Raw genomic sequence first — 13442 nt, 5'->3', positions numbered from 1 at the left:
CCGGGCTTTACGGGCCACAGCCACGACATCGTCACGGAACTCTTTCGGATAGGGCTTGGGCAAGAGATACATCCTTCCAGCGAGGACGAATCCTCACAGATCAGATGTCAACCAAACCCGGGGCAGACCCATCATGGCAATGAGGAAGGCGTGGGCAAGGCTATCGCGCAGTTCCTGGCCGACACTGATGGAGTGAGCCGGGAGGATCTGTTCATCACCACCAAGCTCTGGAATTCGGAGCAGGGTTTCGAGAGCACGCTGGCAGCATTCGATGAAAGTCTGCGCAAGCTGGGGCTGGATTACGTGGACCTCTATCTGATCCACTGGCCGCAGCCCCAGAACGATAAATACGTCGATACCTGGCGCGCCTTCGAGGAGATCTACTCCTCAGGACGGGCGAAAGCAATCGGCGTCTCTAATTTCGAGCCCGAGCACCTGCAGAAATTGATCGACCTGGGCGGTACCGTGCCCGCGATCAATCAGATCGAGCTGCATCCGCTGCTGCAGCAGCGCGAAGCCCGTGAATTCCAGGACGATCACGGAATTCTCACGGAAGCCTGGAGCCCGCTTGCGCAGGGCAGCTTGCTCGAGGATGAGGCTCTGGCCGAGATCGCGGAGAAGCATGGGAAGACTCCGGCTCAGGTGATTCTGCGCTGGCATGTGCAAACCGGCAATGTGGTGATCCCGAAATCCGTGACGCCGGAACGGATCACCGCCAACATCGACGTTTTCGACTTCGAGCTCAGCCCCGAAGAGATGGCGACCATCGACGCTCTGGACCGGGACGGACGAATCGGCCCGCACCCAAACGAGGTCAATAACTGACTCGTTCTGTTTTGAATCACCAGTGCTGAATCACCAGTGCGGCGGGCGTCCGGGTTTCCGGGTGCCCGCCGCATTGCTGTGCGCCGAGCGATCCGAATTCTTCTTCGGCCAGGGCGGTGCCCGCCGGGTGTTGCTCAGCTGAAAGCGACCGGACGCAGATCCGAAGAGAACGCAGTGCGCAGGCGCTGATCCGCGAAGCCGGGGAAGACCGCTTCGAGCGCGGCGAGCGTCACCGGCATCCGGGGAGCATCTGCGCCATCGGCGATCTTGACCCCGATAGCCGCGCCCGAGGGAAAGGCCATGAGCTGGATGCCATCCGCTCCGTCTTTGGCCAGCAGACCCGGTACGCTCTGCATCACCGTGGTGACATCCCGCTCCGCACCGGCAACGAATTCGGGATAGCGCCGCATGGCGTTGGCGATCATGGCTTTAGCCGACGAGGTCGCCGCGGCCAGCTGACCGAACGCTCGAACTACGGCATCCAGGGGCAGGGCGAAAGCCGGTGCCCCGCAGCCGTCTACGCTGAGGGCTCCGACGGCACTCTTCGTGACTGTTTCTATCGTGTTCCGGATCGCGAGCTGGAGCGGGTGCTGCGGCTGGGAGTAATTCTTCAGACTCCACCCGTTGACGACGCATGTCGCGAGCATCGCAGCGTGCTTTCCCGAACAGCAGTGGGCCACGCGACGAGCCGAACGGTTCTTGGCCAGCCATTCGCGCCGCTCTGCCGGTCCGAACGGGAAGTCTTCCGGCGCTATCAAGTCCGCTTCACGCAGGCCATGGCTCGTGAGGATCTCACTCACTCCGGCAAGATGCTCTGGCGCACCGTTATGACTTCCTACGGCGAGCGCCAGAAGCCGTGCCGGCAGCTGCAACCCGTACTGGACCATGGTCAGCAATTGAAATGGTTTGAGCGCGGACCGAAGGTACATCACCGCTTCCGGATCGCCAACGCTCAGAAGGCTCTGGCCAACTCCGTCGTAGACGATCACTGTACCGTAGTGAACATTTTCGGTAGCACCGTTGCGAGAACGCACTGCCACCGGTGAATGCGCTGGAATATCCGGGGCGCTGGCCCTGTCATCGTCATGATTCATGAAACCCTTTTCGTGGCTGCGGGGCCCTGACGGCAGTCCGAGCGGTTTCGGTGCAGCGCGAGTCATCCGGCTGCGCCGATACGGTGCGCAGAGATGTTGTCGAGGTGCAATTTGAGGTATTTCATGAAGGGCGTGCCACCGGTGCCTGTGCCGGCACCGTTGGCGGCACAGGCGCGCCCCTGTTTATGGACGTACTGGGCTGCATATCGAAGGTGGAGTTCGTGAAAATCGCGCATCTGCTCGATGCAGCTGTTGTACGCTTCGAGCGATGCGTTGTCTCCGGAAGTCCTCACGATTCCGCGGAGGTCGACTCTGCCGCCGACGTCATCGATGAACGCCTTGTGCTCCGGCGGAAGGTAAGCCCGCAGCGCAAGCATGAAGTCATTGAGCGGATCGGCTTCATGGTCGACGCCCAGAGCGTTTCCCAAGAACGGGATGATGCTGCTCTGGGCGCCGGTTTCACCGTGGAGTCTCTGCGGGCCCGAGTACCGGGGCACGCCCTCATAGTGCAGGCCGTCAGGGAAATCCGGGTTATTCAGCCAGCCGAACATGAACATCCGCACCCTGTTGTAGTAGATATACGGGTCGCAGCGCTCCGGCATACGGGAGAGCACGGCGGTCATTGCCACAAGGCTTTCGGAGACCCGAAGGAGTTCAGCCGCCGCAGTGTCGAGGTCTCCCAAGCCAGCCGCCTCTTGAGCTCGCGTCATCGCGAGCAGGCCAGGGGCGGCCTTCACTTCAATGGCTACGTGAATCAGAACGAACCAGTCATCGTCCATACCGCCGAGGAAGTCCTGAATCCGGTGCAGATTCTCCGGCTCCGGATCAACGAGCGGGTCGATGCACCGCCAGTTCTGCAAAACATGCGTGGCGTAGGAGAGGATCGGCGGCCGGCCCAGCTGCTCAGCTGCCCGGCACCAGGGAAGCGCAATATTCGCGGGCAGAATCTGCGCCGGCTGCGCAGTGCCGGTGAGCATCACGGGGTCCAGGGGAGGCAGCTGCGCTAGGAGTCGCCGGGCGCTGCCGACTCGCAATGCCTTCGGCAGCTCTGCAGCAAACTCATCCCACTCGCCGAATTCCGGAGGCAGCGCGGTGACCGGGGCCGGTGATGGCAGAAAACCCCAGATCTGGTCCACACCAGATGCCGAGAAATCAAGCGGGGCCAACCCGGTTATCTGCGAGGTCATCTATCATTTTCCTTCCCCTCGATGAAAACTACGATAGATACCCAATGGCCTTTGTAATATAGCCAATAAAGAACTTTTAGATATAGCCAATTGTAATGCGGCCTATGACTCCCAGGAGTTGCCCCTATGGAATCGGCACCAGCTTCCCGCCGGAGACGCAGTACTCGGATACTCGAACTAGCTCTTCAGCTTGACCGGGCCTCTGGCCAACCGCTGACCAAGCAACTCATCGACTCGCTCCGGGATGCCGTGCTCAAGGGGTACCTGCCCACGGGCAACCGGCTTCCTGCGACACGTGTGCTCGCGGAGCAGCTTGGCGTATCCCGGATGGTGACCTCCGCCGCCTATGATCAGCTCCTCGCCGAAGGATACTTCGAGGCGAAGCGGGGCTCAGGAACCTGGGTCCGCCCCATAGCCCGAACCTCCTCGGCAGGGCTCAGCCCCCCGGCACCGCGATTTTCAGCGACCACAGAGAACACCAGCGGAACAGGTGCCACAAGCGGCGCCTTTAATACCGGGATGACGACTACTCGTTTCATCGAAGCTGATTTCGGCAAAGCGTTGCGTTCGGCAGCTCGGCAGCCTCTCCCCGGGTCCTACCTCTCCCCCCAGGGAGAGCCTGAATTGCGAGCCGCACTCGCAGCGTATCTGCTCCGTTCCCGGGGACTGCTGACCGCCCCTGAGAACATCGTCCTCACCAGCGGAAGCAAGCAATCCACTGATCTGCTGCTGCGGGTGCTCGCCAGGCCAGGCGATCAGATCGGCGTCGAAGAACCGTCTTACCCGTGGCTGCGCGCGCTGATCAGCAAGCACGGGATGAGGCATCTTGGGATTCCCGTCGACGCCGATGGCGCAGACGTATCAGAGCTGGGATCCGTGGCTCCCAGGCTCATCCATATCACTGCCTCGCACCAGTTCCCACTGGGGGTCGCCATGAAAGTCGGCCGCCGGGCCGAGCTCGTGCACTGGGCGCAGGCAACGGGCAGTTATATCGTCGAGGACGACTACGACAGCGAATTCAGGTTCGGTAAAGAACCACTGCCGCCACTGGCCTCGCTCGGTTCCGACCGGGTGCTCTACCTCGGCACCATGTCAAAGATCCTCACCCCTGCGTTACGTTGCGGATACATCATCGCGGAGGCTTCCCTCGCCGCGGAGATCACCGAGTTGAAAAGCATCGTGGAGGGCGCCCTCCCCTGGCCCGTGCAGTCAACAGTCCTCGCGCTTCTGAAATCGGGAGATCTGGAACGGCATATCAGACGGATGCGGGTGCACTACGGCAAAGTTCGGAGCGCCTTGCGCACCGGGCTGCAACCGCTGGAGAAGATCGCCAGCATCAGCGGGGTAGATGCCGGGCTGCATCTAGTGATTCAGCCCCTGCCCGGGGTGGTACTCGATGCGGATCGAATTGCTCAGCGCGCAGCCCAGTCTGGGCTCACGCTGACTGCACTGACCGAGTTCTACTTCTCCGCCGCGCCACAAGCAGGACTGCTACTAGGCTACGGCGCACTCGAGGAAAAGGACGTCGACGAGGCCTGCGAACTCGCCTGCAACATCATCCTGGCAGAAGTAGGCTCTGGTACGGGGCGGGGTGAGCCGGGTACACAGTAATAGCGCTTTCCCCGGCGCTGTGCTGTCCTATCCCGTGACCGATGCCGTCTTCAGCACCGGGTCTTATGCGGAATCAGCGGACGGCTGCTTCCTGGTACGCGATGGCATGAAGTGGCGCTGGGAGCAGTGCGTCACCGATGAAACCGAGCACGCGGGACGTTCAGGTTGTTGAGCATCTCGAGTCTGCACTCGAGGCCTGAGCCCCCGGCAGCCCCGGCCCACCGCTACAGTTCTATTTCGCTACTTCTTCACCTGCATCCGCGATGGGGCGGTTTACTGATTGGTCCCCATGAAGTGTGCGAACCAACCGCTTTGCCCTTGATGCTCGGCATAGACGCACTCCGCCCAGGTCTTGGGCCTGAGCTTTGGATAGGCGAAATCAACGCACTCCTGAGATGTCGGGAAAGAACGGTAATAACTGATGTAGTCCCAATAATCCTTCGAGACTTCACCGGCGTAAACGACTCTGACCGAGCTGAAGGCCGTCGCAGCAGGTGCCAGGCCCAGGCCGGTCAAGCCGATTATTCCGGCAAACGCCACTGCCGTCATGGAGCGGAATTTTTTCTTATTTGCCTTGAGAATTCGCACGATACTCCTCCTAGGAGAATTACCTTCGCTGAATAACTTCGGGTGTGATAAGAGTAACAAAATAGCCATGACGTTTCGAGAGATGGGAAAAGTGTTACGTCCCCCTGCAGCAAGCACAATCAATCGCTCATGGAGCTGGCGAATCCGCCTTTGCCCGGTACTAAGCAGAACTAAATAGACCGTCACCAGCTCACTGGTGACGGTCCATTACTACCCCAGTTTCAGTTGTTACCGGGGTCCGGTTTCATACTGCACGGCGCCCCAAGGAGACGTCACGACAACCTGGAACTTCGGCATCGGGGAACCCGAGCGAAGCGGAGGGAAACGCGTCACGAATCTCACCGCGAGAACTCCGTCGTTACCAGTCTGCAACGGCCTGGTGGTGATGAATTCCCACGTCCACCGGGGGTTACCGGAGCGGGTACGCCGCAACGGGGCCATGAGCCGGGGGCTAGAGCCGTAAGTCTGAGACGTCACATCCATGAAGCTCGGATCCCAGTTGTTGTTGATACTGGGCCAGCCATTCTCCTGCCGATTGGAAGTGGCACGAGGGCTGCCATCGAGATAATCGATGGCCCCCGTGGTCTCTGTGATCTGCACCGTGAAAAGCTGCCCCGTAGGCACGGGCGGGTTGTAGCTGATCCCCCCATTGCGGGGTGGAATTGGGACTCGCCGGCCGCGCGGTCTCTGCCTGCGGGGTCTGATTCGTGTACTGCAGCAGCGTGTACGGCCGAGTCGTCGGGAAAAGCGCCCAGTGCAATTCGCGGTCATCGGTACCGGTAGTCCGTCCCCGTGACCACCAGTCATACCAGGGTGCAATCGCCATGGGATTATCCGGTTTCACCGGTGAGGCAGCGGCCGCAGGAGCCGCGGTTGCGGCGAGAACCACCGGCGCAGTCCAGGCCCCATAGCTCAGCACGGAGCGTCTCCGCAGTGAGTTGTTGTGAACGTCTTGTACTTGGGTCATGTCTTTATGGCCCATTGTCCCCCCCTAAACAACAGATTCTTCTTCACTTGTCATCGCGCCCGTAGTGCAATCAGCATAAAATAAGAGCAATATGACTCTTGAGAAAAATCTCCGCTGGGAAGCGGATATGTTTTCATCAGGAAATACTGCTCGAAAATTATTCGATATATCACTATTATTTTAATCGCACACTACGCGATATACGAATCCTTAGCCCTGCTAAGTGCGCAATGTCTCATGCCCTATTCATGATCCACTCCGCAAAAAGGCAGGCCCAGCTTTTGCTGGACCTGCCTCAGAGCTAGGCCGCATATCGTTGCGGGGGCAGGATTTGAACCTGCGACCTCCGGGTTATGAGCCCGGCGAGCTACCGAACTGCTCCACCCCGCGGCACCTAACTTACCTTACCCGTTGTCAACCTTCAGGCCAAATCACGGTGCTGGGGAAGGGCTCGCTGAGCCCTCAGCCGGAGGAGCAGCCCCGTCACCTCCACCCAGTCTGCCCTCTGCCTCGAATGCCGCAGCAACCGCAGCATTCAGCTTATGCTGCGCTGCACCATAGGCTGAGAAGTCACCCCGGGACAGGGCATCCTGGCTTTCCTTCATCGCGGCTGAAGCATCCTGCAGGGCCTTGTTCAAGGCGGCCTTGGCATCGGAGCTCTCGCCCCCGGAGCCGGCGTCGTCGGAGCCGCCGCCGGTACCAGCGGTACCACCATCTTTATTGCCCTGATCCCCAGCATTAGCACCTGAGTCGCCACCGAAGAGGGTGTCCAGAGCAGTATCCAGGGTCTGTGAGAAAGCGATCTTGTCGCCGAAGGCCACCAGGACTCTCTGCAGCGTCGGATAACTCGACTCACTGCCGGAGGACTGGATGTACACGGGCTGCACATAGAGCAGACCACCGCCGACAGGAAGCGTCAGCAGGTTGCCGTTGACCACCTGAGTCTGGCCGATCTTGAGCACGTTGAGCGACTCGGAGATGCTCGGATCGGAGACGAAGCGGTTGAACACCTGGCCCGGGCCGGGGATCTGGGTATCCGTCGGCAGATTGAGCAGCCTCAGCTTGCCGTACGAATCCGCTTTCACTCCGGACTCAGAACCAGCATCAGCATCAGCCGCCAGGTAACCGTAGAGCACGTTACGGGTGGTGTCATTGACCTGCTGCGGGATGAAGTTCGAGGTCAGCGAGAACGCCGGCTTATCCTGCCCAGGCATCTGTAAGGACATGTAGTACGGCGGCTGCTTCACCGGCGTATTGCCCGTTGCCGTGGGATCGTTGGGCACGCTCCAGGCATCGGTGTTGGCGTAGAACCGGGAAGCATCGGTGACGTGATACCGGCCCAGAAGCTCCCGCTGGACCTTGAACAGATCCTCCGGGTAGCGCACATGACTCATGAGATCGCCGGACATCTCCGAGATCGGCTTGAGCGTCGTGGGGAAGATCTGGCCCCAGGCCTTCAGGATCGGATCCTGATCATCCCAGGTGTAGAGATCCACCGAACCGTCATACGCATCGACCGTGGCCTTGACCGAGTTCCGGATGTAATTCACCGTGCCGCTCAGCGCCCCGACTCCCCCGCGCTGGGTCATCGAGTCCTGCGTGGCGGAATCCAGCTGCTGCTGCTGCGAATACGGGTAAGCATTCGAGGTCGTATAACCGTCCACGATCCACTTGACCCGGCCGTCGACAATTGCCGGGTACGGATTGCCGTCGATGGTCAGATACGGTGCGACTTTCTTGACCCGCTCGGACGGGGTGCGGTCGTAAAGAACCTGAGACTCCGGGTTCACGCCATCGGACAGCAGTAGATCCGATGACTGGAACTTGATGGCGTAGGCGAGCCGGTTGAACCAGTTGCCGACGTTCGGGCCGCCGTTGCCGTCAAAAGTGTTCTTGGAGTCCTGGCCACCACCCAGGGGGCGATCCAGCTCTACCGGCTCAGTGCCTCCCGGGGCGCCGACGATGGAGTAATCCACCGTGTTCTGGCCGAAGTAGATCCTCGGCTGGTAGCTGCTGTCATCGCCGAGGACACCGGTCGAGGGAACACCGGACTGCATGAAGACGGGCTTGCCGTCCTCAGTGACGGTATTGCCGTACGCGGCGACGACACCATAGCCGTGGGTGTATACCAGATGCTTATTTACCCAGCTCTGCTGCGCCTGCGGAATACCACCGGGGTTCAGCTCGCGCAGCGCGATCACGGTGTCCTGCACCTGACCGTCGATGGTGTAGCGGTCCACATTGAGGGTCTTCGGGAACCCGTAGTAAGGCCGGTACTGCTCCAGCTGCTCGAACGTCCGAGTTAGCAGATTCGGATCGAGCAAACGGATGTTCGCGGTTGTCGTAGCGTCCTGGCGCAGAGCCCCCGGATTAGCCGTTGTCGTGGCATCGTAGGGGATCACCTCAACATCGGAGAGCCCGTACGCCGTACGGGTCATATCGATATTGCGCTGGATGTAGCTCTGCTCGAGGTTCGCCTCGGAAGGGCGCACGAAGAACTGCTGGATAGCCCAGGGGTAGATTCCGCCGGCAACGATTCCAGTGACCACGAGCACCGCGGTGCCGATCATGGCGAACCGCCATTTGCTGATCACCGCGGCGACGATGAAGAGGATCGCGACCAAGGCCGCAGCGATCGCCAGGATCGCCTTCGTGGGGATCACCGCATTGACGTCGGTGTACATGGCACCGGCCACCAACCCGCCGCGGCTCTGCAGCGTGGAGTACTGGTCGATCCAGAAGTTCCCGGCGAGCAGCAGCAGGAAAACCGCTGCGACAACGGTCAGATGCACCCTGGCGGACCGGGTGAAGGAGATGCCGCGCTCGTGCAAGCGGATCGCACCATAGAGGTAGTACGTCAGGATCCCGGCAATACCGGCAATGATGGCGACGGCGATCAGGAAACCGAGCAGGAAGCCTAGGAACGGCAGGGTGTTGGTGTAGAAGGCGAGATCGAACCCGAACTGGGGGTCGGTCTGACCGAAAGGCTCCTGGAAGATGAAGAGCGCCACTCGCTGCCACTGCCCCATGGCGGAGACGCCGGCGAAGATACCGAAGACCACGGGGATGCCGATCATGACCAGCCGGCGCACCGGTTCGATCTGCGCCTGATAACGGCTCAGATTCTCCTGGACCTGATGGCCCGGGGCATAGACCGGGCGGTTCCGGTAAGCGATCTGCAGCGAAGCGTAAACCGCTCCGGCCATGATCAGAAAGGCGACGAGGAACACCGCGGCCCGGGCCACGTTGGAGCGCCAGAAGACGCCGTCATACCCGAGCTGGGCGAACCACAGCACCTCGGTGTAGACATTGGCGAAGAAAACGAAGGCGACTACCAGGACGCCCAGGATGATGAGCGTTGGCAGCAAGGCGCCGCGACGGCGCGGCGGTGTCGTCGTGCTTTGACTTGTCACAGTATTCCTCTAAGTTCCTCTGGTTCTATCTGATCTCGTCGCTGCCGTTGCCAGCGCTTCGTGCTTCACGTTCTGTTTCAGGAGTCCGTACGTTCAACGAACCGGGGCCTTTCCCGGTTCCTCGAACCTCACTAGATTTTCACGGGCTTTTCATTACTTTTTCATGTTTTTCACGGCTGTCTTCATCATGCCTTCTCCAGCGGTGCGTTGCCCACTCAGGAAGCATTGCATTGCGGCAGAGCTTCTGCGCCATCGCCCGATGCCGCGGCGCTGACCGCATCGTAGGCTTCCTGCAGGGTATCTACCGCCGCTACCTGCAAACCGTCCGGGATATTGCCCGCGATCTCGGAGCAATTCGCTCTCGAGGCCAAGAACAACGAAGCCCCTGATTCTTTGGCCGAGATCATCTTCTGCTTCACTCCGCCGATGGGCCCGACATTCCCGGAAGGGTCGATCGTGCCGGTTCCGGCGATGTTCTGACCGCCGGTCAGTTCACCCGGTGTGAGCATATCGATCGTGCCCAGGGCGAACATCATCCCAGCACTCGGGCCGCCGACGTTCTCCAGATTGAAGTTGATGGAGAACGGGAAGGTATAAGAGACCCGCAGGCCTATGCCGAGCAGGTAGCGCCCATCCGGTGCCAGCTGCGGAGTAACCTGCACGGTCAGGGGCTGCTGCGCCCGGACGATCTCCACATCCACCGGAGCGCCCTGGCCTGCAGCGAGAATCTCCTGGATGCCTTCCGCGCTGCTCACCGGCGTGCCGTTCACCGTTTTGATCTCGTCCCCGACGTCCAGAACACCGTCTGCGGCGAATCCGCCCTGGACGGTGCGCACGCTCAGCGCCGCCTCGTAAGGGATATCCAGGAAATTCAGCGCCGCGGCCCGGGCTGAGTCCTGAGAACCGGTCATCTCCGCTTGGTTGAAAGCCGTGACGTCCTGCAGGGTGGTGTTGGCCGGGTAGACCAGTTCCACCGGAAGAACCGAACGGTTCGGATTGAGCCAGGAGGTGAACACGTCGACAGCACCGACATTGCTCTGCGGCCCGCCGTTCACATACACCGTGACAAGGTCCAGCTGACCGCTGGTCGGGTAGCTCTGCGTGCCCTCGATGGAGATGAGCTCCTGCCCTTGGACCTCACCGAGAGTGTTGATCGTGGGGCCCGGCGACTCGATCACATAAGGAGCGGGCAGAGTCACCGCGAGAAGGCCGAGCCCGACGGCCAGCGCACCGGAAACCAGCATCGCCAAGGCTCGCGGATCGCGCTGGCGTTTGTGGCGCTGCCGGTCTTTTCGCCCCGAGGCGCGCGGCGGAGCCGATGGCAGCGGAGGAATGCCTTGGTGATTGCCCGGCCCATCCTGCGACGGCGTCGCGTCGGAGGCGCCGGAGGCGTTACCCGGATCAACCTGGCTCACGATCGTCTCACCGACTCCCCGCTCCGCTACCGAATGCTGAACCTCAAGTTTACTGAACCGCAAGTTTACGCTGTCCAGCTGTGAGCTGTGTCCTAGAACCTTTCTCTTGCCGGCTGCATACCGGCAGTGTCCTGCAATGACTTGGGATGACCTGGGATGACTAGGCTCAGAGCGAACTCGGGATCAACGGCGCAGACAAGGCAGTGACCGGAAGGGTAGCGTGAAATACACCAAGCAGGCCCGAAGAGCCCTAGCAATGAGGACGCAGCATGAGCACCGACCCTTCGAACCGAGACGATGACACCCCCAAGGATCCGCTCCAGGAGCTTCTAGCGAATCTCATGGGCGGCGGCGATATGTCCGGAATCGATCCGTCCGAACTCGCCAAGGCAGCGGGGCTCCCCGATGACCCGGCCACGATGCAGCGCATGTTCGCGCAGTTCCAGAACGTCATGTCGTCCATGATGAGCGGGCAGAACAATGATGAGCCGGTGAACTGGCAGCTCGCCCATGACAATGCCCGCCAAGTCGCAGCCAGTGAAGACCCTGCGGTCAGTGACGAGCAGCGTCGGGCCGTGGATGAAGCACTACGGCTCGCCGAGATCTGGCTGGATCAGGTCACCGAATTGCCGAGCACCGGATTGATCGGCAAAGCGTGGACGCGCTCCCAGTGGGTCGAAGAGACCCTGGGGACGTGGAAGCGGCTCACGGAGCCCGTGGCCAATAGCATCGCGCAGGCGCTCTCCAGCACTTTCCAGGAGCAGCTGCCCGAAGAGATGCGCGGGATGGCCGGCGGAGCATTTTCCATGCTGCAGAATGTCGGCGGAGCTCTTTTCGGCATGCAGCTCGGCCAGGCAGTGGGCGCACTCGCCAAAGATGTGGTGTCCGCCTCTGATATCGGCATTCCCTTGGCTGATCTGGAGATGGCGCTACTGCCGGCGAATGTGGCTGAGTTCGGCAGCGGATTGGAAGTACCTGCCGACGATGTGCAGATCTTCCTGGCGCTGCGCGAGGCCGCCCATGCCCGCCTCTTCGTTCACGTGCCCTGGTTGCGCGGGCATCTGCTCGGCGCGATCGAGGCTTATGCGCGCGGGATCCACATCGATACCAGCAGGGTCGAAGAACTCGCCCGGGATCTCGACCCCTCGGACCCGGAGCGGGTACGCGAAGCCCTTTCCCAGGGGGTTTTCATGCCGCAGCGGACTCCGGCTCAGGACGCCGCGCTGGTCAAACTCGAAACCATCTTGGCACTGGTCGAAGGCTGGGTGGACGAGCTGACGTTCGAAGCCGCGGCTCAGCTGCCTTCGTCCGCGGCCCTGCGGGAGACGATCCGCCGCAGGCGCGCCTCCGGCGGGCCGGCTGAGCATGCTTTCGGCGCTCTAGTGGGGCTTGAGCTCAGGCCGCGCAAGCTCAGGGAAGCCGCAGCCCTCTGGGCGGCGCTCAAAGAACAGCGGGGCATCACGGGACGCGATGCCATCTGGAAGCACCCGGACCTGCTGCCGACCGCTGAAGATCTCAATGATCCTGCGGGATTCAGTGAGCGCCGGGAACTGGCCGATGCTGCCGAAGCCAGCGTCGACGAGGCTCTGGAGAAGCTGCTTTCCGGTGGCTTCGATGCCTCACCGAGTAGCGGCGAGGAAGACGGGCCGGACGAGTCTGCGGGGAAAGCCTCAGGATGAGGACCCGCAATCAGGTCAAGAGTCCGGTAAAGAGTAAGAGCCCGAGACAAAGTAAAGTACAGTCCAGCCGTAATCTCGGTTCCGGTGCCGGCTAGAGGTTCTCTGATTCCGCTGCACCGGAGTCTTCTGCACCGAAACCGTACGGTGGCAGATCGAGGCCGCGATCGGCGGCGTGACTGACCCCGGCGAGGAAAGCCTTGGCCTCGGCCAGGCGCGGATAGCCTTCCAGAAGCGCCCAGAACTGCCTGCCATGCCCCGCGACGAGCAGATGGGCCAGCTCGTGCAGAAGCACATAGTCCACCACCCAATCCGGCATATCCCGGAGCTGCGCCGAAAGCCGGATAGAACGATCAGCCGGGCTCGCCGATCCCCATCGCTTGCGCTGGTTCGTCACCCAACGCACTGAGCTGGGCACGGCTCTGCCCTGAAGATAGCGCCGGGAGAGCCCGGCTGCCCGATGCATCAGCTCATCGTCCCCGCCTTGAGCCCGTTGGCTGCGCTGCTGGAGGCGCTCCAGCATCTTCGGCACCCATTCCCGTTCTTGTCTGCGCGTGAAGGACGCCGGGATCGCGACAACCGCGGTGCCCTCTTCCCAGAACGCGGTCACCGTGCGCTTGCGTCGGGCGGAGCGACGCACGACCACTGGCCTGCCATCCACCTCGA

General features: G+C 61.4%; 11 protein-coding genes and 1 tRNA gene. 4 read left to right on the top strand and 8 right to left on the bottom strand.

The window, feature by feature from the left end:
- Positions 1–27: 27 nt before the first annotated feature.
- Positions 28–825 carry an aldo/keto reductase gene (locus C501_RS0104755; protein ID WP_083906545.1) on the top strand — a complete coding sequence of 266 codons (798 nt, stop codon included), beginning with the start codon at positions 28–30 and terminating at the stop codon, positions 823–825.
- 134 nt (positions 826–959) lie between these two features.
- Here the strand turns inward: C501_RS0104755 and C501_RS0104745 are convergent, their stop codons facing one another.
- Both C501_RS0104745 and C501_RS12555 read right to left on the bottom strand, forming a co-directional pair.
- Entirely contained in the window at positions 960–1919 is a 960-nt protein-coding gene (locus C501_RS0104745; RefSeq protein ID WP_018134488.1) for an asparaginase, read from the bottom strand.
- Between the two features lie 62 nt (positions 1920–1981).
- Positions 1982–3106: a PrnB family protein gene (locus tag C501_RS12555; protein ID WP_018134487.1), complete on the bottom strand. Its 1125-nt coding sequence runs from the start codon at positions 3104–3106 to the stop codon at positions 1982–1984.
- Positions 3107–3232: 126 nt separating this feature from the next.
- On the opposite strand from C501_RS12555, the gene pdxR reads away from it, so the two are divergent.
- On the top strand, positions 3233–4717 hold the full coding sequence (gene pdxR, locus C501_RS12550) for a MocR-like pyridoxine biosynthesis transcription factor PdxR (RefSeq protein ID WP_018134486.1): 1485 nt from the start codon (positions 3233–3235) through the stop codon (positions 4715–4717).
- Positions 4698–4889, top strand: a complete 192-nt coding sequence (locus tag C501_RS0104730; protein ID WP_018134485.1) for a hypothetical protein — start codon at positions 4698–4700, stop codon at positions 4887–4889. The genes pdxR and C501_RS0104730 overlap by 20 nt, the downstream gene beginning before the upstream one ends.
- Before the next feature lie 101 nt (positions 4890–4990).
- Here the strand turns inward: C501_RS0104730 and C501_RS0104725 are convergent, their stop codons facing one another.
- The 5 genes from C501_RS0104725 to C501_RS0104705 all read right to left on the bottom strand — a co-directional run bounded on the left by C501_RS0104725 (position 4991) and on the right by C501_RS0104705 (position 11100).
- Positions 4991–5305, bottom strand: coding sequence for a hypothetical protein (locus C501_RS0104725; protein WP_156807626.1), 315 nt, complete (start codon positions 5303–5305; stop codon positions 4991–4993).
- A gap of 228 nt (positions 5306–5533) precedes the next feature.
- Positions 5534–5929 carry a hypothetical protein gene (locus C501_RS0104720; protein ID WP_018134483.1) on the bottom strand — a complete coding sequence of 132 codons (396 nt, stop codon included), beginning with the start codon at positions 5927–5929 and terminating at the stop codon, positions 5534–5536.
- A 659-nt stretch (positions 5930–6588) separates the two neighbouring features.
- Positions 6589–6662 (bottom strand) — tRNA-Met (locus C501_RS0104715).
- Positions 6663–6703: 41 nt separating this feature from the next.
- A complete protein-coding gene (locus C501_RS0104710; protein WP_026174614.1) occupies positions 6704–9685 on the bottom strand; it encodes a UPF0182 family membrane protein in 2982 nt (993 codons plus the stop codon).
- 215 nt (positions 9686–9900) lie between these two features.
- The gene (locus C501_RS0104705) at positions 9901–11100 is read right to left on the bottom strand and encodes a YlbL family protein (RefSeq protein WP_245532410.1); all 1200 of its coding nucleotides are present in this window, start codon (positions 11098–11100) and stop codon (positions 9901–9903) included.
- Between the two features lie 269 nt (positions 11101–11369).
- Between C501_RS0104705 and C501_RS0104700 the strand changes: the two genes are divergently transcribed.
- Complete coding sequence (locus tag C501_RS0104700) at positions 11370–12779, top strand: zinc-dependent metalloprotease (RefSeq protein WP_018134480.1); 1410 nt, start codon at positions 11370–11372, stop codon at positions 12777–12779.
- Positions 12780–12870: 91 nt separating this feature from the next.
- Here C501_RS0104700 and C501_RS12545 read toward each other — a convergent pair whose 3' ends face one another.
- Positions 12871–13422, bottom strand: coding sequence for a M48 metallopeptidase family protein (locus C501_RS12545; protein ID WP_018134479.1), 552 nt, complete (start codon positions 13420–13422; stop codon positions 12871–12873).
- Between the last annotated feature and the right edge of the window lie 20 nt (positions 13423–13442).

The organism is Acaricomes phytoseiuli DSM 14247, assembly GCF_000376245.1.
GTDB lineage: Bacteria > Actinomycetota > Actinomycetes > Actinomycetales > Micrococcaceae > Renibacterium > Renibacterium phytoseiuli.
Note: the sequence above shows the minus strand (reverse complement) of the source record. Positions and strands in the feature narration are given on the sequence as shown.

Bases quoted from the DNA above. Each gene is read 5' to 3' on its own strand.
- C501_RS0104745 (WP_018134488.1), bottom strand. From the start codon at position 1,919: ATGAATCATGACGATGACAGGGCCAGCGCCCCGGATATTCCAGCGCAT.
- C501_RS12555 (WP_018134487.1), bottom strand. From the start codon at position 3,106: ATGACCTCGCAGATAACCGGGTTGGCCCCGCTTGATTTCTCGGCATCT.
- pdxR (WP_018134486.1), top strand. From the start codon at position 3,233: ATGGAATCGGCACCAGCTTCCCGCCGGAGACGCAGTACTCGGATACTC.
- C501_RS0104700 (WP_018134480.1), top strand. From the start codon at position 11,370: ATGAGCACCGACCCTTCGAACCGAGACGATGACACCCCCAAGGATCCG.